Source organism: Kitasatospora sp. NPDC015120, from assembly GCF_043080305.1.
In the GTDB taxonomy this organism is placed as follows: Bacteria; Actinomycetota; Actinomycetes; order Streptomycetales; family Streptomycetaceae; genus Kitasatospora.
Map to the genome: position 1 here is coordinate 33,950 of NZ_JBIBVJ010000017.1, position 21,901 is coordinate 55,850.

A 21,901-nucleotide genomic window follows, 5' to 3' on the forward strand; every position below is an offset into this window, starting at 1 on the left:
CCCGCCGCCGACTTCTTCCGGCGATCGCCGACGGCCCCTCGGCCGGGCTTCGCCGCCGTATTTCTCCACGCACCGCCCGGTCGCGCCGCACACCGCCGTCAGTCCCATTATTCGGACAGGAATTCGGACCGGTGGCCGACGGGCGACCAGCACCACCGCTGAGCAGCAGCACCCGAAGCAGCGAGCACCTTCCGCCAACCGCCCCCGGATGGAGAACATCACCATGAGCCGCAGCGACGTCCTGGTCGACGCCGACTGGGTCCAGGCCCACCTGGACGACCCGAAGGTCGTCATCGTCGAGGTCGACGAGGACACCTCCGCCTACGAGAAGAACCACATCCGCAACGCGGTCCGGATCGACTGGAAGACCGACCTCCAGGACCCGGTCCGCCGCGACTTCATCGACCAGGCCGGCTTCGAGGCGCTGCTCAGCGCCAAGGGCATCGCCAACGACGACATCGTCGTCCTCTACGGCGGCAACAACAACTGGTTCGCCTCCTACGCCTACTGGTACTTCAAGCTGTACGGCCACGGCGACGTCCGCCTGCTCGACGGCGGCCGCAAGAAGTGGGAGCTGGACTCCCGCGACCTGGTCGCCGAGGTGCCGCAGCGCGCCGCCACCGAGTACAAGGCGCAGGCCGCCGACTCCTCGATCCGCGCCTTCCGCGACGACGTGATCGCCGCCATCGGCACCCTCAACCTGGTGGACGTCCGCTCGCCCGACGAGTTCTCCGGCAAGCTGCTCGCCCCGGCCCACCTCCCGCAGGAGCAGTCGCAGCGCCCCGGCCACGTGCCGACCGCGCGCAACATCCCGTGGGCCAAGAACGCCAACGACGACGGCACCTTCAAGAGCGACGACGAGCTCAAGGCCCTCTACGAGGCCGAGGGCGTCGACCTGGCGAAGGACACCATCGCCTACTGCCGCATCGGCGAGCGCTCCGCGCTGACCTGGTTCGTGCTGCACGAGCTGCTCGGCCAGGAGAACGTGAAGAACTACGACGGTTCCTGGACCGAGTACGGCAGCCTCGTCGGCGTGCCGATCGAGCTCGGCAACTGAGCCTCCGGCTCCACCCGTAAGGCAGAAGGGAAACAAGACAATGTGCGGTGCGAAGGCCGGCGGCCCGGACCTGGCAGGAGTTGACGTGGCGAACGAGACGATCATCCAGGGTTCGGTGACCCGCGACGGCGAGCCGGTCAACGGCTACGTGCGACTGCTCGACGAGAACAACGAGTTCACGGCCGAGGTGCCCACCTCGGCGACCGGCCAGTTCCGGTTCTTCGCCCGCCCGGGCAAGTGGACCCTGCGCGCGCTCATCCCGGGCCAGACCGTGGACCGCCAGGTGGTCGCCTCCCAGGGCAACCTGACCGAGGTCGCCATCGCCGTCTGACCGGCGACGCGAGCGAGCACGACCGGGGGCCCCTGCCGAGCGGGGGCCCCCGGGCATACCGTGGAAGGGTGCAGACCCGCCGGCGCCGCCGCTACTACTACGCCATGATGGGCGTCTGCCTGGGCCTCTTCGTGCTGGCCTGGGGAGTGGTGCGGTTCGTCTCCGTCCCGGCGGCCGTGGCGCTGTGCGTGGTCGCGATGGTCATCCCGCCGGCGGCGGCGGTGTTCGCCAACCGGCGCGACCCCGAGGACGACTGGTGGGACGACCCGCGCTGGGAGGACCCCAAGTGGGACGACCCCGGCCACGACCGGGACCGCCCCGACCACGAACCCCGTCAGTAGACGAGCGCCTGCACGCCGTCGGCCATGATCTCGCTGACGAAGACCTGCGCGCCCGCGATCCGGACGCCGTCGAGGGTGTCCTGCTGCTCGATCCCGCGCCGCGCCGCGCACTGGGTGCACAGCGTGAGCGTGCCGCCGGCCAGCACCGACTCCAGCAGGTCCGGCAGCGGCGCCGCGTGCGGCAGCTCGAACTCCGCCGCCCGCCCGGGCAGGGCGAACCAGGCCGACTCGCCGGTCAGCCAGAGCGAGACCTCGATGCCGCTGGCGACGGCCACCGCCGCCACCGTGAACGCCTGCGAGCACCGCTCGGGGGCGTCAGCCCCGGCGGTCACCTTGATGACGAGCTTCTTCTTCTGGGCCATGCCGACACCCTAGATCGCCGACGTGGTGGGGCTCACCGAGACCCTCCCCCACCCGCCGGATAGAGTGAGCGGCAGCAAAATCCACCACACTGTCGCCGCAATGGGAGCCCCCCGTGTCCGGTCTGGAAATCTTCTTCGACGGTCTGCTGGCCCTCATGGCCGTGCTGATCACCTGGTTCGCCATCTTCTCGGTGATGAAGCTCTACCAGGGCCAGCGCTGAGCGCACTGCCGTACGGTTGAAGTACTCCCGCACCGACGACAGCGACCAGGAACATGATCGAGATCCCCTCTGACCTCCACAAGGACGTCGTCCCGCTCGCCTTCCTCCTCGGCACCTGGGAGGGCGCGGGCGTCTACGCCCCGCTGCCCGGTGACGGGGCCCCGGACGCCGAGAAGTGCAACTTCGGCCAGGAGATCGTCATCCGCCACGACGGACGGCCCTTCCTGGAGTTCCGCTCCCGCACCTGGGTGCTGAACGGCGAGGGCGAGAAGGTCCGCCCGCTGGAGAACGAGCACGCCTTCTGGCGGATCACCAGCAACCAGCACGGCACCAGCGGCGCCCGCGGGATCGAGATCTCGTCCGTCCGTGACGACGGCACGGTGGAGATCTGGTACGGCGAGCTGGCCGACGGCAAGCCGCAGATCGACGTCTCCACCGACGCGGTGGCCCGGATCGAGGGCTCCCCGGAGTACTCGGGCGGCAAGCGGCTCTACGGCTTCGTCAACGAGGAACTGCTCTGGGTGGGCGAGAAGGCCGCCCCGAACGTGCCGCTGCGCCCGTACATGTCCGCCCAGCTGAAGAAGGTGCTCTCGCCGGCCCAGCTGATCAAGGACATCAACGACCTGCCGGACGACGGCATCGCCTTCTTCAAGTAGGCACGCCCGCCCGCGAGTCGCGCACACGGTAGGGACCGGCCCGGGGCCGGTCCCTACACTTGCTCCAGGACCCCCGACGTTTGGCAGGGACAGGACCGTGGCGGACACCGGCACCACCGACTGGCAGCTCTCCGGCGACTGGAAGGCCGACCTGCGCGAGCGCGGGTACCGGCTCACCCCGCAGCGGCAGCTCGTGCTGGAGGCGGTCGACGCGCTCGACCACGCGACCCCGGACGACATCCTCTGCCACGTGCGGCAGACCGCCAGCGGCGTCAACATCTCCACCGTCTACCGGACCCTGGAGCTGCTGGAGGAGCTGGGCCTGGTCTCGCACGCCCACCTCGGGCACGGCGCCCCGACCTACCACCTGGCCGGCCGCCACCACCATCTGCACCTGGTCTGCCGGGACTGCGAGAAGGTCACCGAGACCGGTACCGAGATCGCCCAGCCGCTGATCGACAGCCTCCGTGACCAGCACGGCTTCGACACCGACCTCAAGCATTTCGCCATCTTCGGCCGCTGCTCCGACTGCACCGCCGAGCGCGCCGCGGGGCGGTCGTAAGCTTGCCGGTATGACCGGTCTGAAGAGTCCGCTGCTTGCCCTGCCCGGAGCCGTCCCCGCCGAGGGGACCGACGAGGGCGTCGCCGCCCACTACGGCGACCTCTTCCGCGAGCAACGGAACCTCTCCCGGGGGACCGGTTTCGTGGACCTCTCGCACCGCGGCGTGATCACCGTCACCGGCGCGGACCGGCTGAGCTGGCTCCACCTGCTGATCACCCAGCACGTCAGCGCGCTGCCGCCGCAGCAGGCCACCGACGCGCTGGTGCTCTCCGCCAACGGGCACGTCGAGCACGCCCTCTACCTGGTCGACGACGGCACCACCACCTGGGCGCACGTCGAGCCGGGCACCCAGGAGGCGCTGGTCGGCTACCTGGAGAGCATGAAGTTCATGTACCGGGTCGAGGTGGCCGACGCGACCGCCGACCACGCGGTGGTCCACCTGCCGGCCGGCTCCACCGCCTCCGCCGAGGGCGCGGTCGCCGTCCGTGAACTGCCCTACGGGCGGGACCTCTTCCTGCCGCGCGCCGAGCTGGCGGAGCGGACCGCGGGCTACGGCCCGGCGGCCGGCGTCTGGGCGTACGAGGCGCTGCGGATCGAGGGCCACCGGCCGCGGCTCGGGTTCGAGACCGACCACCGCACCATCCCGCACGAGGTGGACTGGCTGAACACCGCCGTCCACCTGCAGAAGGGCTGCTACCGGGGGCAGGAGACGGTGGCCCGGGTGCACAACCTGGGGCGGCCCCCGCGCCGGCTGGTCTTCCTGCACCTGGACGGTACCGAGGAGGTGCTGCCCCCGCACGGGACGGAGGTGCGGCTCGCCTCGGACCCGCAGGGCCGGGCGCTCGGCTTCGTCACCTCCTCGGCGCGCCACCACGAGCTGGGGCCGGTCGCGCTGGCCCTCGTGAAGCGCAACGTCCCGGTGGACGCGGTGCTGCTGGCCGGCACGGTGCCGGGGACGCAGGACGTGATCGTGCCCCAGTAGGGGGGACTCAGACCTCGACGACGACGGTGAACGGACCGTCGTTCACCAGGGCGACCTTCATGTCGGCGCCGAAGCGGCCGGTCTCGACCTTGGCGCCGAGCGCGCGCAGCCGGGCGACCACCTCGTCCACCAGCGGCTCGGCGACCGGGCCGGGCGCGGCGGCGTTCCAGGTGGGGCGGCGGCCCTTGCGGGCGTCGCCGTAGAGCGTGAACTGGCTGATCACCAGCAGCGGCGCCCCGAGGTCGGAACAGGACTGCTCGACACCCTCGTCGTCGGCCGGCAGCAGCCGCAGGGTCCACAGCTTGCGGGCCAGCTGGGCCGCCTTGGCGGGGGTGTCGTCGTGGGTGGCGCCGACCAGGACGCAGAGCCCCGGCTCCTCGATCGCGCCGACGGTCTCGCCGTCCACCGTCACCCTGGCCTCGGTCACTCGCTGCACCACTGCTCGCATGCGGCCATTCTGCCGGAGCCGGTGGGGGCGTGAGCATGCCCCCGGGGGCGCTCCAGACAGGGGTGCGCGCCGGGTAGCGTGCGCCTGCGCGCACCATGGCGGCGTTCTCCCTGCGAAAAGCTTCGGTCGTATCAGCCACCCCTCTTCGCCAGGGGGCCGTTCGGGTGCACGGGCGGTGCGGCGGCGCCGGGCGGGGTGGCACGCTGGGGAACCGTACGAGGACGGGCCCGCCGCTCCGCCGCCCAGGCGGGGCCGGTCGGCGCGTCCGAGGTCCGGGGCGCCGAGGTCCGCCGCGCCGGGCCCGGTTCGGCCGGGCGGCCGAGCCGGTGGGTCAGGCGTTCTGGTCGTGTCGCCCCGGTGGGTGGCCACGGCCGGGGGCGGGAACCTTCGCAGGCGTCCGGGCGTGCCTCCGGACGGGAACGCGCCGTCGGGCGCGGGCGGCGGTTGACGGGCCGGACCGGCGGCAGGCGACGGGGCGCCGCGAGCGGGTGGGATCGGGACGACGGCAGGTGGTTGGTTGATGGACGCGATCAGCACGGCGCAGGACCGGCACGGGCGGCTGCCCGAGGGGCCCGGGGCCGGCCCCGAGCCGGACCTCGGACGCTTGGGCCTGGACCAACTGCGGACCCTGCGCCGGGAGACCCTGGAGCAGGAGGCCGACCTCTCCTACCTGCGGAGGCTGCTGCACGGCCGGATGGACATCCTGCTGGCCGAGCTGGACCGCCGGCCCGGTGCCGGGGCGGCCCGGCCGGCGGACGCGGCGGAGCCGGCCGGCGCCGCCGGGGCCCTGCTGGAGCGGCTGCCGGCCATCCTGACGGACGCGCCGTCGAGCGTCCGCCGCTCGGCCCGGCACGTCACGCTGGGGCCGCCGCGCGGGCAGCAGTCCCAGCTGGAGGCGGACGCGCTGATGGGCGACGTCCAGCTGGCCGACCTCGCCGCGCACCCGGCCGAGGAGCTGCTGGCGGCACTGGAGCGGCTGCGGGCGCACGAGCGGGAGGTGTCCGGGCGGCGGCAGCGGCTGCTGCGCACGGCGGACGGCTGCAACGCCGAAATCACCCGCAGGTACCGTGATGGGGAAGCACGGGTCGACGACCTGCTCGCAGGCGGCCCGCTCTGACAGGTGCGAGGGCCGCCGGGGGCGGGGGACGGGCCCGGCTCGCCCCCGGTTCACCCTCACCTCCGGAAGGCTTTCGCCATGTCCAATTCCGCCGCCCTGCCCGTGCTCGCCGAAGTCGTCCGCTCGGGTTTCGTCGAGGGCCGGCACCACGGCTCGCTGGTGCTGCTGGCCGCCGACGGCTCGGTCGACCTCGCGCTGGGCGCGCCGGACGCGCCGGTCTTCCCGCGCTCCTGCGCCAAGCCGTTCCAGGCCGTGGCCACGCTGCGGGCCGGACTGGCGATCGAGGGGGAGCTGCTGGCCCTGGCGGCCTCCAGCCACTCCGCGGAATCGTTTCACCTTGACGGTGTGCGGCGGATCCTCGCCGGTGCGGGGCTGGACGAGTCCGCCCTGCGCACCCCGGCCGACCTCCCCCTCGACGACCTGGAGGCGGAGCTGCACCTGCGCTGGGGCGGCGACCGCGAGCCGATCCTGATGGACTGCTCCGGCAAGCACGCCGGCTGGCTCGCCGCCTCGGTGGCCAACGGCTGGCCCACCGACAGCTACCTCGACCCGGAGCACCCGATCCAGCGGCTGGCCCGCGAGGCCCTGGAGGAGGCCGTCGGCGAGCCCGCCGTGCACGCCGGGGTGGACGGCTGCGGCGCGCCGCTGCTGGCCGTCGGCCTGACCGGGCTGGCCCGCGCCTACCGCGCCCTGGTGCTGGCCGGGCCCGGCACCCCGCAGCGCCGGGTCGCCGACGCGATGCGGGCGCACCCCGAGTACGTGGCCGGCACCCGCCGGGCCGACACCCGGCTGATGCGGGCGGTGCCCGGCGCGCTGGCCAAGATGGGTGCGGAAGCCGTCCAGGTGGTGGCCCTGCCGGACGGGCGGGCCCTCGCCTTCAAGATCGACGACGGTGCCGAGCGGGCCCGCGGCCCGGTGCTGGCCGCCGCGCTGCGCCGCCTCGGGGTGAGCACCGGGGACGCGACGCTGGAGCGGATCGCCGCCTCGCCGCTGTTCGGCGGCGGCGTCCGGGTCGGCGAGGTCCGCGCGGCGTTCTAGCGCTTCCTCCGCCCCTCCGCCTCCCTCCGCATGCGGAGCGACGGCCCCCGGTGCACGGTGGACCGGGGGCCGTCGCACAGCTGAGGAGACCGCCATGAGCGAGCACGTGTACCGGGTGACCGAGATCGTCGGGTCCTCGACCGAGAGCATCGACGCCGCGATCCGCAACGGCATCGAGCGGGCCTCCCGGACGCTGCGCCACCTCGACTGGTTCGAGGTCTCGCAGGTCCGGGGCCATCTCGCCGAAGGCCGGATCAAGCACTACCAGGTGTGCATGAAGGTCGGCTTCCGGCTGGACGACGAGGGCTGAGTCACCCGCGCTCCGGCAGCACCAACGGCAGTCCCGTGCGCGGGTGCGCCAGCACCTCGACCGGGTGCCCGTACACCTCGCTGAGCAGCGGCGCGCGCAGCACCTCGGCCACCGGCCCGTCGGCGACCGTCGCGCCCTCGGTCAGCAGCACCACCCGGTCCGCGTAGGCCGCCGCGAGCGACAGGTCGTGCAGGACGACGACCACGCCGTCCCCGGCGGCGGCCCGGGCACGGGCCAGCCGCAGCACCAGTTCCTGGTGGCGCAGGTCGAGCGCGGCGGTGGGTTCGTCGAGCAGCAGCAGGGCGGTGCGCTGGGCGAGCACCCGGGCCAGCGCCACCCGGGCCCGTTCGCCGCCGGACAGGACGGTGAACGGGCGCCCGGCGAAGGCGGCGGACTCGGTCGCGGCCATCGCCTCGGCGATCACCCGCTCGTCCTCGGCGGCGGCGGCCGTCCCGGCCCAGGGAGCGCGGCCCATCCGCACCACCTCGTCGGCCGGGAACGGGAAGGACAGCGCGGCCGCCTGCGGCAGCAGCGCGCGCCGCCGGGCGAGGTCGGCGGGCCGGTAGCCGGCCAGCGGGCGGCCGTCCAGCCGGACCTCGCCGGCCGTCGGCACGAGGTCGCCGGCCAGCACCGACAGCAGGGTGGACTTGCCGGCGCCGTTCGGCCCGAGCAGGGCGACCACCTCGCCGGCGGTGACCCGGACGTCCGCGCCGGCCAGCAGGTCGCGCCCGCCGACGGTCAGCCGGACGGCCTCGGCGGTGAGCAGTTCGGTGCCCGGGGCGGGCCGGCCGGGCACCTCGGGGCGGCCGCGCAGCGTACGGAGCCTCATGCCCAGCCTCCCTGCCTGGTCCTGGTGCGGCGCAGCAGCCAGAAGAAGAACGGGCTGCCGATCAGCGCGGTGAGCACCCCGAGCGGGAGCTCGGCCGGTTCGGCCAGGGTGCGCGCGGCGAGGTCGGCGGCGACCAGGACGAGCGCGCCGCCGAGCGCGGAGGCGGGCAGCAGGAAGCGGTGGCCGGGACCGGCGACCATCCGCAGCAGGTGCGGGACGACCAGGCCGACGAAGCCGATGATGCCGCTGACCGCGACGGCGGCGGCGGTGAGCAGGGCGACCACGGTGATCAGCACCAGCCGCATCCGCTCGACGTCCACGCCGAGGTGGCGGGCGGGCCGTTCGCCGAGCGCCAGCAGGTCCAGCGAGCGGGCGTGGCGGGGCGCGAGGGCGAGGCCGACGAGCGCGAACGGCAGCACGGCGAGCACCTTGCCCCAGGTGGCCTGGGCGAGCGAGCCGAGCTGCCAGAAGGTGACCTGGCTGATCGCCGCGGAGTCGGCGGTGAACAGGAACAGGCCGATCAGCGCGCCGCAGAAGGCGTTCACCGCGACACCGGTGAGGATCAGCGTGACCACCTCGGTGCGGCCGCCGGAGCGGGACATCGCGTAGACGGCGAAGACCGTCAGCAGGCCGGTGGCGAAGGCGGCGACGGTCACCGTCCAGGTGCCGAACGCGTCCAGGTCGAGCACGATGCAGCCGACCGCGCCGACCGCGCCGCCGGAGGAGACGCCGATGACGGCCGGTTCGGCGAGCGGGTTGCCGAACACGCCCTGCATCAGCGCCCCGGCGCAGCCGAGCGCGGCGCCGACCAGCAGGGCCAGCACCACCCGGGGGAGCCGGACGTTCCAGAGCACCGACTCGGGGACGCGGTCGAGCGCGTGGCCGCCGAGGCCGGTCCGGTGGGCGACCGAGGCGAGGATGTCGCCGAGCGGGATGCGGTAGGCGCCGATGCCGGCCGCGAGCAGGGCGAAGAGCAGCAGGGCGGCGGCGAGGCCGACGGTCACCAGGGTGGTGTGGCCGGTGCGCCCGGCCACGGGAAGGCTCTTGCCGGCGACGGCGGCGGTCACCGGGCGGTCCCCGGGTAGAGCTGTTCGGCGATCTCGTTGATCACCTGCGGGGTGCGCGGGCCGTAGCTGAGCAACTGGCCGTCCTCGACGGAGACGATCCGGCGGTCGAGCCCGGCCGGGGTCTGGGCGACGCCGGGCAGTTTGAGCAGGCCGTCGACGCCGCCGACGGAGTCGAGTCCCTTGCTCATCACCAGGATCGCGTCCGGGGCGGCCTTGACCAGGGCCTCGCTGGTGAGCGGGGTGAAGTCGCCGCCGAGTCCGGCGGCGGTGCCGGCGTCCTCGCCGCCGACCGCCTCGATCAGCGAGCCGGCGCCGGAGGCCGGGCCGCCGAGCAGGTAGACCGAGGCGCTGCCGCGCAAGTAGAGGAAGGCGACCTTGGGACGGCGCTCGACGACGGGCAGCGCGGCCCTGGCCCCGGTGATCCGCTGCTCGGTGCGCTCCTTCAACTGCCGTCCGGCGTCGGGGACTCCGAGGGCGGCGGCGACGGTGTCGATGCGCGGGCCGACGTCCTCCAGCCGCTTGGCGTCGTCCAGGACGAGCAGCGGGACGCCGGCCGCGCGGATCTGGGCGATCGCCTCGGCCGGGCCGGTGGAGCGGTCGGCGAGGACGACGGTGGGGTGCAGGGAGAGCACGCCCTCGGCGGAGACGTCGTGGGCCTGGGTGATCACCGGCAGGGCGGCGGCCTGCTCGAAGGTGGTGGAGACGTCCCGGGCGACCACGCGGGAGCCGAGGCCGAGGCTGAAGACGATCTCGGCCAGGCTGCCGTTGAGCGGGATGATCCGCTCGGCGCTGGTGACGGTGGTCGTCCGGCCGTCGGCGGAGGCCGCGGTGGCGGGCAGTCGCGGAGTCGGGGCGTCGGGCAGCGGTTCGACGGCGTCCGGGGCGCGCGAGCCGGTTCCGGAGGCCTCGCCGGTGGTGCCGGTGGTGGAGCCGCAGGCGGTCAGGGCGAGCAGGAGACCCAGGAGCAGCAGCAGGATCGCGGGGCCGCGGGCGGCCCGATGTCGGGGGGTACTGCTGCTCAACGTCGTTCCCTTCGTCGGGAGTTGTCGCCGCCGGTGGGTGGGGTGCGGGGGTGCCCGGCGGGGCTCTTGACTCATATATTAGGTTAGCCTTACCTAAATCTCGCAAGGGGGTCGGCGCTGCGCCGACCCCGCTTTCCCTGCTTCCCCCTGTCGCGCCGAGGAGTGATCCGCGTGCCTCTGCCCCATCGGCTCCGCCGTCCGGCCGCCGTCCTGGTGGCCGCCCTGGCGGCCCTGTTGACGGTCGCCCTGCTGCCGGGCCGGGCGGTGGCGGCCGAGGGGAAGGTGTCCGGCGGGCGGCTCGACTGGGGGATCAAGCAGTCCTTCCTGACGTACGTCACCGGGCCCATCGCCAAGGGGAGTTGGTCGCTCACCGGCGGCGCGGCCACGGTCGCCGGCAGCGGCTTCCGGTTCCACTCCGCCGCCGGCACCTACGACCCGGCGAGCGGTGCACTGAGCGCCGCGTTCTCCGGCGGGGTCCGGTTCACCGGCCACCAGGAGGACGGCACCAACGCGCTCGACCTGAGCATCGGAAGGCTCACCTTCCGGGCCTCCCCGGGCGGGGCGGCCGGGCTGTACGCGGACGTCACCAGCAAGTCCCGGGAGACCGGGCAGGTCAGCAGCGCGAGCCAGGCCAAGCTGGCGGACCTCTCGCTCTCCGGCGTCGACCTGCGCGGCGCGGCCGGCACCCTGACGCTCGGCAACGTCCCGGCGACGCTGACCGATGCGGGGGCCAAGGCCTTCGCCGGGTTCTACACCGCGGGGACGGCGCTCGACCCGGTCAGCCTGTCGGTCAACCTCCCCGCGGCGGCGCCGACTCCGACCCCGACCCCGACTCCGGCCGCGCCGACGGCCCCGGCGGCCTCGCCCACTCCGGCCGCGACCGCGACCGCGGCCGCTCCGCCGAGCGCCGCGCCTTCGTCGGCCGCTCCGGCCGCTCCGGCCGCTTCCGCGCCCCCGGCCGACACCCCGGCCCCGACGACCGCTCCGGCCGCCGCCGTCACCGAGTTCGGCAACGGCGCGCTCGACTGGGGCGTGCGCCGGACCTTCCGCGACTACGTCACCGGCGCGATCGCCCAGGGCCGTTGGGAACCGTCCGGCGGCGCGGCGGACGGCGGCGCGTTCTTCCGCTGGACGCCCGCCAAGGGCACCTACGACCCGGCGAGCGGTGCGATGACTGCCGCCTTCTCCGGCAGCGTCCGCTTCACCGGCCTGAAGAACGGTGACGCCTACGGCCTGGACCTCACCCTGACCGACCCTGGCATCACCGTCGCCGACGGGAAGGGCGTGCTGAGCGCCGACGTCTCCGGCCGCACGCCGGACGGCGCCGCGCAGCAGCTCACCGGCGTCGAGCTGGCGACCTTCGATCCGGCCGGGCTCAAGGCCGAGGGCGGACTGCTGAAGGCCGTCGAGATCCCGCTCACGCTCACCGAGCCGGGTGGCAGGGCCTTCGGCGGCCTGTACCCGGCGGGCACCGGGATGGACCCGCTGAGCTTCGCCGTCGCCCTCGACCCGGCCGCCGCGCTCCCGCCGCTGCCGGACATCGGCAGCGCCCCGGCGCTCGCGCCGGTCAGCCCGTCCGTCACGCCGGTCGCCGCCGCGACCGGGGCCGAGGGCCCGGACGGCGTCCCGACGGCGGCCGTGGTGGCCGGCGGTGTGCTCGCTGCCGCGCTGCTCACGGCGGGAGGCCTCCTCCTCTTCCGCCGCCGCCGCCGCGCCTGACCCCCACCCTTCTTCCCCCCGCTCATCGATCGGAGTTCCCCCATGTCCCGCAACCGCACCCGGATGGCCGCCCTGGCCGCCGTCACCGCCGGCCTCGGCCTGACCGCCATCGGCGCCCCGGCCCTGGCCTTCGGCGCCGGTGCGCCGAGCAGCGTCACGTACGACACCGGCGCGCTGGACTGGGGCGTGAAGGCGAGCTTCCGCACCTACATCGAGAGCCCGGCCTCCCAGGGCGGCGCGATCGAGCTGACCGACGGTGCGACCCGCAACGCCGACGGCACCTTCCACTTCGGCCTGGCGAGCGCCACGTACGACCTCACCACCCACGCGCTCAGCTCCTCCTTCACCGGTGGCGTGCACTTCACGGCCCACCACGGGGCGCTGGACGTGGCCCTCAGCGACCTGAGGATCACCACGTCGGGGACGGCCGGCACGCTCACCGCCGACACCGCCTCCAAGGAGTCGATGGGCGCCGGTGAGGTCACCAGGCGGGACGACGTGCCGCTGGTGACGTTCACCGTGGGCCGGGACACCACGACGGGCGTGCCGACGGCGGCGAAGCTCACGGAGGAGGGCGCCAAGGCCTTCGCGGGCTTCTACCGGGCCGGGGCGGACATGGACCCGCTGGCTCTGCTGCTCCGGCAGAGCCCGGTGACCCCGTCCCCGACGGCCACACCGACCACCACGGCCACGCCCACCGCCACGGCCACGGCCACGGCCACGGCGACGGCCACGGCCACTCCGACGGCGACGGCCACGCCGACCGCCGAGCCGTCCGCCACGGCCACCGCCTCGCCGTCGGCCACCGCCACCGCCAACCCGTCGCCGACGCAGTCCCCGTCGGCGGCCCCGACCGCCACGCCCACGTCCACGGCTACCGCCACGCCGTCCACCACCGCGTCCCCGACCGCCACCGCCCCCGCCACCACCCCTCCCGCCGGCCACGGTGAACTCGCTGTCGTCAACGGCACCCTGGACTGGCAGGTCAAGGAGAGTTTCCGCACGTACCTGCAGAGCCCGGTGGCCAACGGCAAGGTCGAGTTCGGCGCGGGCGCGGCCGGCTACCGCTTCGGCGGCGCGACCGGCAGCTACAACACCAGGAGCCACACCCTGTCGGCGGGCTTCGCCGGATCGGTCCGCTTCCTCGGCCACCCGGCCGGTGGCGGCTACCAGTTGGACACCACCTTCTCCAAGCTCGGCCTGAGCATCGACAAGGACGGCGCCTACCTGACCGCCGACGTCGACGCCAAGTCCCCGGACGGCAGGACGACCTCACTGTCCGCCGCCCGGATCGCCAAGCTCGACGTCTCGAAGGCGGACCTCACCCCGGTGAACGGCGTGGTGACGCTGAACGCCGTCCCGGCCACCCTGACCGCCGAGGGCGTCCCGGCCTTCGCCAACTACAGGGCGGGCGAGGCCCTCGACCCGGTCACCGTCTCGCTGGCCTTCGACAAGAACGCCCCGCTCCCCACCACCCGGCCGACCACCGGCGGTACGGCGGGCGGCACCACCACCGGTACGACCGGTTCCGCCGGCACCGGCACCGGGCCCGTCGGCGGCGCCTCCCTGACCACCACCGGCGGCGGCACCGGGGTGCTGGCCTCCACCGGCTCCTCCACCCCGGTCGCCCCGCTGCTGGCGACCGCCGGAGGCCTGCTCCTCCTCGGCGGCGGCGCCACCGCCCTGGCCCGCCACCGCACGTCCACCCGCGCCTGACCAGGGGCGATGGAGCAGGAAGCCGGCCCGGCCGGCCTCCTGCTCCGGCCCCTCACCCCCGGCCGGCCCTGCGCCCACGCGTCGTCGGGGTTCGCCGCCCCGAGGCGCCCGTGGCCGCGTAGTTCGGTGAGCGGGAAAGGCCGGTCCCGGTCCCCGCTGCCGGCGGGGGTGGCCCGGGGGGCGTGCCGAACCCGACGGTGGCGTGGTCACCCCGAACACGTCGCGGTGGCGGCCGACGCGGATGAACACGGAGTGGGAAGTCGGCGGGACCGACTTCCCACTCCGGCTGGTGTCCGGTGGCCCCGCCCGGTCCGGGCGAGGGCCGCCGAGGGGTGCGGCGCGAACGGGAGGCCGGCCACCTCGGCCCGGAACCGACCCCCGGGGGCCGTCGCCGGATGCCCCGCTGACCGATATCCGGTGGTCACGGGCGGTGGGGGGCGGGAGAATCCTCCCGTATGAGCCTGATGTCCCAGTGGCCGCTGGCCGGCCTGCGGCTGACCACCCCCCGCCTGGAACTGCGCCTGCCGAACCCCGATGAGCTCGCCGCGCTGGCCTCGCTGGCCGCCGACGGCGTGCACGACCCGGCCGTGCAGCCGTTCACGGTCGCCTGGACCGACGTCGAGCCCGAGCAGCGGGCCCGGGGCGTCCTGCAGTACCACTGGCGCTGCTGGGGCGAGTGGCAGCCGGACGCCTGGGAGTTGAACCTCGTCGCGCTGCGGGACGGCGTGGTCGTGGGCACCCAGGGCATCGCCGCCCGGGACTTCGCGGTCCTGCGTGAGGTCCGCACCGGCTCGTGGCTCGGCCGGGCGCACCACGGTCAGGGCCTGGGGACCGAGATGCGGGCCGCGGCGCTCCACCTGGCCTTCGCCGGACTCGGCGCGCGGCACGCCGTCTCCGGCGCCTACGCGGACAACGCCGCGTCGCTGGCGGTGTCCGGCAAGTTGGGGTACCGCGAGGACGGCGTCGAGCATCACGTCGTCCGCGGACGGGCCGCGGTCCTGCGCCGGCTCCGCCTCACCTCCGACCGCTGGCGGGAGCACCGGCCGGTCCCCGTGGGGATCGAGGGGCTGGCGGAGTGCCTTCCCTGGTTCGGCCCGGAGTGACGCGGAAGGAGCAGGAAGCCGGCCCGGCCGACTTCCTGCTCCACGCTCGGCCGCTCAGGCGCTCAGCGGGTACCGGGTGTCCAGGTCGCGGAACACGGCGCCGTTCAGCTGGAAGGCGCGCTTGCACTCCTCGACCACCCGGCGGCGCTCGACCTCGTCCATGGCGAGCCCGGCGGCGTCCAGCCTGGCCCGGTAGTCCCGCTTGAACGCGGCCGGGTTCTCCACCTGCTCGAAGACGTAGAACCGCACGCCGTCGCCCTTGCGCTCGAAGCCCCAGGTCTTCTCGGCGAGGCCGCGGATGATCTGACCACCCGACAGGTCGCCCAGGTAGCGGGTGTAGTGGTGCGCGATGTAGCCCGCCGGCCAGTCGGCCGCGAGCTCCTCCAGCCGGGCGGCGTACGCGGCGGTGGCGGGCAGCGGGGCGAGCTCCTCGCGCCAGCGCGGGCCGCGCAGGTGGGCCAGGTCGCGCTCGATGGCGTCGGTGCGCAGCAGCGCGGGGTCGATGAAGGGGCCGGCCACCGGGTGCCCCGCGAGCTCCTGCGCCCGCTCCTCCAGTGCGCGGTAGACGTACCAGAGCTGGCCGGTGAGGTCGGCGTAGGCCTCGACGCCGAGGTGCCCGCCGAGCAGACGGCTCATGAAGGACGACTGCTCGGCCGCCTCGTGTTCGGCGCTGCTGGCGGTGCGCAGCACGGTGGAGAACGGGACGACGGGCTGCTCGGGTATGGGCATGCGGGCCTCCAGAGATCGAGTACGCCCCCGATTACTTCGGTTAGCCTAACCTAAGTTTCCGTCATGCCGACAGGGTGTCGGGAAGAACCGCGCACCCCCGGGAACGGCGAAGGCCGGGGCCTGCGGAACAACTCCGCGGGCCCCGGCCTCCCACTGCCCCGACCTACCTCGAAACGCCCGGGCGGACGGACCGCCGGACGGACGAGACGGGCGCGACGGCTCAGTGACCGCCCTGCTCCGCCAGGCGCTTGATCGACGCGGTGACCTCGGCCTCGGCCTCGGTGCGGCCGACCCAGTTGGCACCCTCGACCGACTTGCCGGGCTCCAGGTCCTTGTAGACCTCGAAGAAGTGCTGGATCTCCAGGCGGTCGAACTCCGACACGTGGTGGATGTCCTGCAGGTGCTCCCAGCGCGGGTCCGTCGCCGGGACGCAGAGCAGCTTGTCGTCGCCGCCGGCCTCGTCCGTCATCTTGAACATGCCGATGACACGGCACTTGATCAGGCAACCGGGGAAGGTCGGCTCGTCCAGGATGACCAGGGCGTCCAGCGGGTCACCGTCGTCCGCCAGGGTGCCCTCGACGTAGCCGTAGTCGGCCGGGTAGCGGGTCGAGGTGAAGAGCATCCGGTCGAGCCGCAGACGGCCGGTCTCGTGGTCGACCTCGTACTTGTTACGAGAGCCCTTCGGGATTTCGATAAGGACGTCGAACTCCAACGGTTCCTCCAAGGTAGGGACTGACAGAATCCAAGTGTCTCCTACGGGAGTGAGTGCTGAGGAAAGGGGCCGGTTCGGTGCGTGCAGGGGCTGGGTCGGGGGACCGACGCGGGGGGACGGCCGCGGGGCTGTTCGGGGCGGCGGTGCTGGTCGCCGGGACGGTGCTGGGCGCGGGCGGTGCGTACGCGCAGCCGTCCCCGGCGCCGTCCGGATCCGGCTCGCCGGCCGGATCGGTCGCGCCGGGCGGACCGGCCTCGCCCTCCGGGTCCGGACCGGTCCCGCCTTCCGGCCGGGCCCCCGGGAACGCCCAGGGGGACGAGGACGAGGGCGACGGCCGCCGGGACGACGGCAGGGGCGGCAAGGGGGACCGGGGCGGCAAGGGGGACAACGGCAACCGGCCCGGGCGCCGGGGCGGCGAGTCGCCCCACCCGTCCGCGAGCGCCACCGGCACCGCCACCACCCCGGCCGCCGGTGCGCCGGGCGCCCCCGCCACCGGCACGGCCCCGCCCGCCGCCAAGCCCTCCGGGGCCGCCCGTCCGGCCCCCGCCGGGACGGTGCTGACCGCCGCCGGGGCCGGGCCGGACACCGGCCTGCCCACGTCCCAGGGCCTCCAGCAGGCGCTCGCCGCCGTGCTCGCCGACAAGAACCTCGGCACCGTCGGCCTCGCCGTCGCGGACGCCGCCGACGGCCGGCTCCTCTACGGCAGCGGCGAGAACACCGCCGCCACCCCGGCGTCCACCACCAAGCTGGCCACTTCGATCGCGGCGCTGTCGCTGATCCCCGGCGACACCCGGCTGACGACCCGGGTCGTCAAGAACGCGGCCACCGGCGGGATCACCCTCGTGGGTGGTGGCGATCCGACCCTCACCGGGCTCCCCGCCGAGCAGGTGCAGATCGGCGGCGTCCCCGCCGACCCGGACACCGCCCCCGCCTCGCTGGACGCACTGGCCCGGCAGACCGCCGCCGCGCTGAAGGCCGCGGGCACCACCGCCGTCGCGCTCGACTACGACGTCTCCCTCTACGCCGGCGGCCTGCTGCACAAGAACCACGACAACGAGAACATCGCCGCGGTGACGCCGCTGATGGTGGACGAGGGCAAGGTCGACCCGAAGAGCCGCGAGGACGCGCCCGCCCGCGTCACCGACCCGGCCGGGGCGGCCGCCGAGGCCTTCGCCAACCTGCTCAAGGCGCAGGGCATCACCGTCCAGGGCAAGGCCAAGCAGGCCACCGCCCCGGCCGCCGCCGACGCGCCGGTGCTCGGGCGGGTCGATTCGCCCACCGTGGCGAGGCTGGTCGAGCGGATGCTGACCACCTCCGACAACACGCTCGCCGAGGCGCTCGCCCGGCAGGCCGCGCTCGCCGCCCACCAGCCGGCCAGCTTCGAGGGCGCCGCCACCGCCGTCACCCAGGAACTCGCCCGGCTCGGCGTGCCGACGGCCGGCGTGGTGCTCAACGACGGCAGCGGCCTGCACACCGGCAACGCGATCCCGCCGGTCGTCCTGGTCAAGCTGCTGGCGCTCGCCGCCTCCGTGGACCACCCGACGCTGCGCCCGGTGCTGACCGGCCTGCCGATCGCCGGCTTCACCGGCACCCTCGGCAAGCGCTTCGGCTCCACCTCGGGCGCCGCCGACGCGGCCGGCCTGGTCCGCGCCAAGACCGGCAGCCTGAGCGGCGTCAACACCCTGGCGGGCACCGTCGTGGACGCCGACGGCCGCCTGCTCTCCTTCGCCCTGATGACCCGTACCACCGCCCCCGCCGACACCGCCCGCACCGCCATGGACCGCGTCGTCGCCCGCCTCGCCGCCTGCGGCTGCCACTAGCGGCTGGGCGGGCTTCGCCGCCGCCTTCGGCTGGGCGGGCTTCGCCGCCGCGAGGCGTTCCTGTTGGCCCGCCCTCCGGGCGGACGGCGGGAGTTCGGCGAACGGCCGCAGACCGAGTTGCCCGGGCGGACCGACCGGGGCGGGTGTGGCCGCCGGGTCCAGGGTGTGTCGGGCGCGGCGCCTCCGCGAGGGCCCTCGGCATGTGGTCGGACGTTCGGTCCGGCGGGGGTTCCGCGTAGAGGTGGGCCGGGACGGAGCAGCTGCGGCGCCTCCAAGAGGCGCCGCAGCGCACGGATCCAGGCCGGCCAGGGGCGTGCGTAGTCGGCTGCGGTGGCTCGAAAGGGCGCGCGCGGCGGTACCCCGGAAGGGGGCTTGTGGGCGTGCGGCGGTGGCCGGTGGACTGCTGCGTCTTGGCTGGGCCGGGCGTGTTGAGGCGGGGGCAGCTCGCATGCGCCAAGCCCCTGACGCGGCGCCACCCCGCGGAGGGGCTCGTGGCTGAGGTGAGTTTCGGTGGCAAGGCACGGACGGGGCCGGGGTGGGGCTCTCGTGCGGGAGCCGGCCGAGGTGATGGTGCTCCGTGGAGGGGTTCGTGGGCGTGTGGCGGTGCCCGGCATGTGTTGCGTTCCGGGCTGGGCCGGGCGTGTCAGGCCGGCGGAAGTCCGCGCGCTGGGAGGCCGCCGGCCTGGTGGCACCCCACGGACGGACGGGGCCGGGGTGGGGCTCTCGTGCGGGAGCCGGCCGACGTGGCGGTACCCCGTGGAGGGGCTTGTGGGCGTGCGGCGGTGGCCGGTGGACTGCTGCGTCTTGGGCCGGGGCGGACGCGCGTGGGGGGCCGACACCTGACGGAGGGGCTCGTGGCCGAGGTGAGTTCCGGGGGCAGGGCCGGGCGGCGCCGGGGCAGGCCGCTGCCTTGGCGGCACTTCGGGGAGGCGCCGGTGTGCGCGTGGCCGCGGAGGCGGGCGGGGGTACCGGGGGGGTCGAGGTGCGTGGGGCCATGGGCGCCGCCTCCCCCTCCCTCGGGCGGGTGCCGGAGCGGGGGAGGGGGGCGGATCCGCTGCCGTCCCGCGGTGGGTGGCCATTGACCGGCCGTTCCGGCTCCCCCCGGCGGGCGGGAGCACGTACGGTGAGGGCATGACGAGCGCGAGCGGCGGTGCTGACATGGTCGACTGGAATCTCGCGGTCGCAACCGCGACCAGGCTGGTGCGGCCGGGGCCGGAGGTGAGCCGGGCCGAGGCGGGTGCGGTGGTCGCCGAGCTGCGCCGGCACGCCCTGGCGGCCGAGGAGCACGTCCGGGAGTTCACCGGCATGCGGTCCAGCAGCCTGGCCGAGGCGGCCGCGACCCCGGTGCTGATCGTGGACCGGCCCGGCTGGGTGCGGGCCAATGTGGCGGGCTTCCGCACCATCGTGCAGCCGCTGGTGGAGAAGCTGCAGGCGCGCCGGACGAACGGGTCGGCCTCCGCGGTGTTCGGCACGGTGGGGGAGAAGGCCACCGGCATCGAGGTCGGCGCGCTGCTGGCGTTCCTGGCGACCAAGGTGCTCGGCCAGTACGAGACCTTCGCCCCGGCCGAGCCCTCGCTGGAGGCGCCGGACAGCCCGGCCGCGCTGTTCGACAAGCCGCGTCTCGGCCCCGAGGGCCCCGGCCCCGGGCGGCTGCTGCTGGTGGCGCCGAACATCGTGCACGTGGAGCGCGAGCTGGACGTCGATCCGGCCGACTTCCGGCTCTGGGTCTGCCTGCACGAGGAGACCCACCGCACCCAGTTCACCGCGGTGCCCTGGCTGCGCGACCACATCCAGTCCGAGGTGCAGTCCTTCCTGGCCGAGACGGACGTCGACCCCGGGGCGCTGCTGGAGCGCCTGCGGGACGCCGCCGGATCGCTGGGCGCGGGGCTGCCGGGCCTGGGCGGCGGGTCCCGTGGCGACAGCACCTCCTCGACCGGTCTGCTGGAGATCGTCCAGTCGCCGGCCCAGCGGGAGATCCTCGGCCGGCTGACCGCCGTGATGTCCCTGCTGGAGGGGCACGCGGACGTGGTGATGGACGGCGTGGGCCCGGCCGTGGTGCCGAGCGTCGCGGAGATCCGGGAGAAGTTCCAGCAGCGCCGGGACCGCGGCGCGAACCGGTTGGACCTGGTGCTGCGCCGGCTGCTCGGCATGGACGCCAAGCTCCGCCAGTACCAGGACGGCGCGGTGTTCGTCCGGGGCGTGGTGGAGCAGGTCGGCATGGAGGGTTTCAACCGGGTCTGGACCTCGCCGAACACGCTGCCGACCAAGGAGGAGATCCACGACCCCGCCGCCTGGGTGGCCCGGGTCGCGCGCTGAGACGGGCCGCCCGTGAGGCGGTGACGAGGAAACCGGCGGTGCAAACCCGTTCGTACGGGTGGTCCAGTCGTGCACATGGCGGGTGAAGATACGTTTCTTCATTCACCCGAACGTGGGACGGTGGTCGTACCGGTGGCGCGGGTGGCGTAGCGGGTGTCTCCTTTCTGCCACCATCTGTGAGCGCCCGGTAACAGGGTGCTCACAGCTGCGCGGTTCCCCGCCGCGCCCACCGCCGTCCTGTCCCCCCTCCGCGAGGAGTCGTCGCCGTGGGCCCTCACCCCGCCGTCGCCGCGATACGCCTGGCCGTTCGCCGCACCCTCACCGACCTCGCCGCCGAGGCCGGTTCCACCTTCACCGCGCCCGTCCGGGAGCCGCGCGAGCGCACCGGCGGTGCGCCGCTGGCCGCCGCCGCGCTGCCCGCCGCCGTCGGCACCACGCTGATCGGCAACGCCCACCGCCACCCCTCCGGGCTGCCCCGCACCCCCGCCGCGCCCGGCTCGCCGCTGGTCCTGGTCGCCGTCAGCGGCGGCGCGGACTCCATGGCGCTCGCCCTCGCGGCCGCCTTCGAGGCCCCCAAGATCGGCTTGCGGGTCGGCGCCGTCACCGTCGACCACGGCCTGCAGCCGGGCTCCGCCGACCGCGCCGCCCAGGTCGCCGGCCGGCTGCGCGAGCTGGGCCTGGACCCGGTCGAGGCGGTCGCCGTGCGGGTCGGCCGCGAGGGCGGGCCCGAGGCCGCCGCCCGGGACGCCCGCTACGCCGCGCTGGACGAGGCCGCCGAGCGGCACGCCGCGCTCGCCGTCCTGCTCGGGCACACCCGCGACGACCAGGCCGAGACCGTCCTGCTGGGCCTGGCCCGCGGCTCGGGCTCCCGCTCGCTGGCCGGCATGCCGGCCCAGAAGGGCCGCTACCGCCGCCCGCTGCTGGAGCTGGACCGGGCCGCCACCCGGCAGGCCTGCTCCGCCCAGGCGGTCCCGGTCTGGGACGACCCGCACAACTGCGACCCGGCCTACACCCGCTCCCGGGTCCGCCACGAGGTGCTGCCGGTGCTGGAGAAGCACCTGGGCGGCGGCGTGGTGGAGGCGCTCGCCCGCACCGCCCGGCTGTTCCGCGACGACGCCGACGCGCTCGACCAGTGGGCCGCGCTGGCGGAGCGCGACATCCGGGCCGGCGAGGGCGCCCTGGACGCCGTCAAGCTGGCCGAACTGCCCCCCGCGGTGCGCCGCCGGGTGCTGCGCCGGGCCGCGCTGCGGGCGGGCTGTCCGGCGGGGGACCTCTTCGCCCGGCACCTCGAAACGATCGACCTGCTCGTCACCGGATGGCGCGGCCAGGGGCCGCTGCACCTACCCGGGGGCGTCGAGGCGACCCGGCGGTGTGGCACGCTGGTCTTTCGGCGACAGGGCGACTGACGGGCGGGCATGCCCCGGGGGAGCCGGCCGCCGGCCA

General features: G+C 74.9%; 22 protein-coding genes. 15 read left to right on the plus strand and 7 right to left on the minus strand.

Going from position 1 to position 21,901, the window contains the following annotated elements:
- Window positions 1-223: 223 nt before the first annotated feature.
- The 3 genes from ACF1AK_RS28430 to ACF1AK_RS28440 all read left to right on the plus strand — a co-directional run bounded on the left by ACF1AK_RS28430 (window position 224) and on the right by ACF1AK_RS28440 (window position 1,729).
- Window positions 224-1,057, plus strand: a complete 834-nt coding sequence (locus ACF1AK_RS28430; protein ID WP_391501687.1) for a sulfurtransferase — start codon at window positions 224-226, stop codon at window positions 1,055-1,057.
- Window positions 1,058-1,097: 40 nt separating this feature from the next.
- A complete protein-coding gene (locus ACF1AK_RS28435) occupies window positions 1,098-1,388 on the plus strand; it encodes a DUF1416 domain-containing protein (protein ID WP_344343425.1) in 291 nt (96 codons plus the stop codon).
- Window positions 1,389-1,456: 68 nt separating this feature from the next.
- Window positions 1,457-1,729 carry a DUF3099 domain-containing protein gene (locus ACF1AK_RS28440; protein WP_391501688.1) on the plus strand — a complete coding sequence of 91 codons (273 nt, stop codon included), beginning with the start codon at window positions 1,457-1,459 and terminating at the stop codon, window positions 1,727-1,729.
- Here the strand turns inward: ACF1AK_RS28440 and ACF1AK_RS28445 are convergent.
- Entirely contained in the window at window positions 1,723-2,091 is a 369-nt protein-coding gene (locus ACF1AK_RS28445) for a DsrE family protein (protein ID WP_391501689.1), read from the minus strand. The genes ACF1AK_RS28440 and ACF1AK_RS28445 overlap by 7 nt on opposite strands.
- Before the next feature lie 274 nt (window positions 2,092-2,365).
- Between ACF1AK_RS28445 and ACF1AK_RS28450 the strand changes: the two genes are divergently transcribed.
- From ACF1AK_RS28450 to ACF1AK_RS28460, 3 genes are all read left to right on the plus strand, one after another.
- Window positions 2,366-2,968 (plus strand): FABP family protein, encoded by a 603-nt coding sequence (locus ACF1AK_RS28450; protein ID WP_391501690.1) that lies wholly within the window; start codon window positions 2,366-2,368, stop codon window positions 2,966-2,968.
- A 97-nt stretch (window positions 2,969-3,065) separates the two neighbouring features.
- Entirely contained in the window at window positions 3,066-3,530 is a 465-nt protein-coding gene (locus tag ACF1AK_RS28455) for a Fur family transcriptional regulator (RefSeq protein ID WP_380296460.1), read from the plus strand.
- A 19-nt stretch (window positions 3,531-3,549) separates the two neighbouring features.
- Complete coding sequence (locus ACF1AK_RS28460) at window positions 3,550-4,512, plus strand: YgfZ/GcvT domain-containing protein (RefSeq protein WP_391501760.1); 963 nt, start codon at window positions 3,550-3,552, stop codon at window positions 4,510-4,512.
- A 7-nt stretch (window positions 4,513-4,519) separates the two neighbouring features.
- On the opposite strand, the gene dtd is transcribed toward ACF1AK_RS28460, so the two are convergent.
- Window positions 4,520-4,960, minus strand: coding sequence for a D-aminoacyl-tRNA deacylase (gene dtd, locus ACF1AK_RS28465; RefSeq protein WP_391501691.1), 441 nt, complete (start codon window positions 4,958-4,960; stop codon window positions 4,520-4,522).
- 520 nt (window positions 4,961-5,480) lie between these two features.
- Between dtd and ACF1AK_RS28470 the strand changes: the two genes are divergently transcribed.
- The 3 genes from ACF1AK_RS28470 to ACF1AK_RS28480 all read left to right on the plus strand — a co-directional run bounded on the left by ACF1AK_RS28470 (window position 5,481) and on the right by ACF1AK_RS28480 (window position 7,425).
- A complete protein-coding gene (locus ACF1AK_RS28470) occupies window positions 5,481-6,077 on the plus strand; it encodes an ABC transporter substrate-binding protein (protein ID WP_391501692.1) in 597 nt (198 codons plus the stop codon).
- A gap of 78 nt (window positions 6,078-6,155) precedes the next feature.
- Complete coding sequence (locus tag ACF1AK_RS28475; protein ID WP_391501693.1) at window positions 6,156-7,115, plus strand: asparaginase; 960 nt, start codon at window positions 6,156-6,158, stop codon at window positions 7,113-7,115.
- A 94-nt stretch (window positions 7,116-7,209) separates the two neighbouring features.
- Complete coding sequence (locus ACF1AK_RS28480; RefSeq protein WP_391501694.1) at window positions 7,210-7,425, plus strand: dodecin; 216 nt, start codon at window positions 7,210-7,212, stop codon at window positions 7,423-7,425.
- Between the two features lies 1 nt (window position 7,426).
- On the opposite strand, the gene ACF1AK_RS28485 is transcribed toward ACF1AK_RS28480, so the two are convergent.
- Genes ACF1AK_RS28485 through ACF1AK_RS28495 form a run of 3 tightly spaced genes read right to left on the minus strand, consistent with a single transcriptional unit; the run spans window position 7,427 to window position 10,343 of the window.
- Window positions 7,427-8,254: a heme ABC transporter ATP-binding protein gene (locus tag ACF1AK_RS28485; RefSeq protein ID WP_391501695.1), complete on the minus strand. Its 828-nt coding sequence runs from the start codon at window positions 8,252-8,254 to the stop codon at window positions 7,427-7,429.
- The gene (locus ACF1AK_RS28490; protein WP_391501761.1) at window positions 8,251-9,288 is read right to left on the minus strand and encodes a FecCD family ABC transporter permease; all 1,038 of its coding nucleotides are present in this window, start codon (window positions 9,286-9,288) and stop codon (window positions 8,251-8,253) included. The genes ACF1AK_RS28485 and ACF1AK_RS28490 overlap by 4 nt, the downstream gene beginning before the upstream one ends.
- 29 nt (window positions 9,289-9,317) lie before the next feature.
- Window positions 9,318-10,343 carry a hemin ABC transporter substrate-binding protein gene (locus ACF1AK_RS28495; protein WP_391501696.1) on the minus strand — a complete coding sequence of 342 codons (1,026 nt, stop codon included), beginning with the start codon at window positions 10,341-10,343 and terminating at the stop codon, window positions 9,318-9,320.
- Window positions 10,344-10,514: 171 nt separating this feature from the next.
- Between ACF1AK_RS28495 and ACF1AK_RS28500 the strand changes: the two genes are divergently transcribed.
- From ACF1AK_RS28500 to ACF1AK_RS28510, 3 genes are all read left to right on the plus strand, one after another.
- The gene (locus ACF1AK_RS28500; RefSeq protein ID WP_391501697.1) at window positions 10,515-12,062 is read left to right on the plus strand and encodes an HtaA domain-containing protein; all 1,548 of its coding nucleotides are present in this window, start codon (window positions 10,515-10,517) and stop codon (window positions 12,060-12,062) included.
- 42 nt (window positions 12,063-12,104) lie between these two features.
- On the plus strand, window positions 12,105-13,778 hold the full coding sequence (locus tag ACF1AK_RS28505; protein ID WP_391501698.1) for an HtaA domain-containing protein: 1,674 nt from the start codon (window positions 12,105-12,107) through the stop codon (window positions 13,776-13,778).
- A gap of 455 nt (window positions 13,779-14,233) precedes the next feature.
- The gene (locus ACF1AK_RS28510; RefSeq protein ID WP_391501699.1) at window positions 14,234-14,881 is read left to right on the plus strand and encodes a GNAT family N-acetyltransferase; all 648 of its coding nucleotides are present in this window, start codon (window positions 14,234-14,236) and stop codon (window positions 14,879-14,881) included.
- Between the two features lie 54 nt (window positions 14,882-14,935).
- Here ACF1AK_RS28510 and ACF1AK_RS28515 read toward each other — a convergent pair whose 3' ends face one another.
- The gene (locus tag ACF1AK_RS28515; RefSeq protein WP_391501700.1) at window positions 14,936-15,610 is read right to left on the minus strand and encodes a heme oxygenase (biliverdin-producing); all 675 of its coding nucleotides are present in this window, start codon (window positions 15,608-15,610) and stop codon (window positions 14,936-14,938) included.
- A 220-nt stretch (window positions 15,611-15,830) separates the two neighbouring features.
- Complete coding sequence (locus ACF1AK_RS28520) at window positions 15,831-16,322, minus strand: inorganic diphosphatase (protein WP_344344657.1); 492 nt, start codon at window positions 16,320-16,322, stop codon at window positions 15,831-15,833.
- 77 nt (window positions 16,323-16,399) lie between these two features.
- On the opposite strand from ACF1AK_RS28520, the gene dacB reads away from it, so the two are divergent.
- From dacB to tilS, 3 genes are all read left to right on the plus strand, one after another.
- A complete protein-coding gene (dacB, locus tag ACF1AK_RS28525) occupies window positions 16,400-18,142 on the plus strand; it encodes a D-alanyl-D-alanine carboxypeptidase/D-alanyl-D-alanine-endopeptidase (protein ID WP_391501701.1) in 1,743 nt (580 codons plus the stop codon).
- A 1,131-nt stretch (window positions 18,143-19,273) separates the two neighbouring features.
- Window positions 19,274-20,458 (plus strand): zinc-dependent metalloprotease, encoded by a 1,185-nt coding sequence (locus ACF1AK_RS28530; protein WP_391501702.1) that lies wholly within the window; start codon window positions 19,274-19,276, stop codon window positions 20,456-20,458.
- Between the two features lie 266 nt (window positions 20,459-20,724).
- Window positions 20,725-21,864, plus strand: a complete 1,140-nt coding sequence (gene tilS, locus ACF1AK_RS28535; protein ID WP_391501703.1) for a tRNA lysidine(34) synthetase TilS — start codon at window positions 20,725-20,727, stop codon at window positions 21,862-21,864.
- The last annotated feature ends 37 nt before the right edge of the window (window positions 21,865-21,901 follow it).

Coding starts and splice junctions, on each gene's coding strand:
- dtd (WP_391501691.1), bottom strand. CDS start 4,960: ATGCGAGCAGTGGTGCAGCGAGTGACCGAGGCCAGGGTGACGGTGGAC.
- ACF1AK_RS28510 (WP_391501699.1), top strand. CDS start 14,234: ATGAGCCTGATGTCCCAGTGGCCGCTGGCCGGCCTGCGGCTGACCACC.
- ACF1AK_RS28475 (WP_391501693.1), top strand. CDS start 6,156: ATGTCCAATTCCGCCGCCCTGCCCGTGCTCGCCGAAGTCGTCCGCTCG.
- ACF1AK_RS28530 (WP_391501702.1), top strand. CDS start 19,274: ATGACGAGCGCGAGCGGCGGTGCTGACATGGTCGACTGGAATCTCGCG.
- ACF1AK_RS28450 (WP_391501690.1), top strand. CDS start 2,366: ATGATCGAGATCCCCTCTGACCTCCACAAGGACGTCGTCCCGCTCGCC.
- ACF1AK_RS28485 (WP_391501695.1), bottom strand. CDS start 8,254: ATGAGGCTCCGTACGCTGCGCGGCCGCCCCGAGGTGCCCGGCCGGCCC.
- ACF1AK_RS28470 (WP_391501692.1), top strand. CDS start 5,481: ATGGACGCGATCAGCACGGCGCAGGACCGGCACGGGCGGCTGCCCGAG.
- ACF1AK_RS28445 (WP_391501689.1), bottom strand. CDS start 2,091: ATGGCCCAGAAGAAGAAGCTCGTCATCAAGGTGACCGCCGGGGCTGAC.
- ACF1AK_RS28515 (WP_391501700.1), bottom strand. CDS start 15,610: ATGCCCATACCCGAGCAGCCCGTCGTCCCGTTCTCCACCGTGCTGCGC.
- ACF1AK_RS28480 (WP_391501694.1), top strand. CDS start 7,210: ATGAGCGAGCACGTGTACCGGGTGACCGAGATCGTCGGGTCCTCGACC.
- ACF1AK_RS28505 (WP_391501698.1), top strand. CDS start 12,105: ATGTCCCGCAACCGCACCCGGATGGCCGCCCTGGCCGCCGTCACCGCC.
- ACF1AK_RS28430 (WP_391501687.1), top strand. CDS start 224: ATGAGCCGCAGCGACGTCCTGGTCGACGCCGACTGGGTCCAGGCCCAC.
- ACF1AK_RS28435 (WP_344343425.1), top strand. CDS start 1,098: ATGTGCGGTGCGAAGGCCGGCGGCCCGGACCTGGCAGGAGTTGACGTG.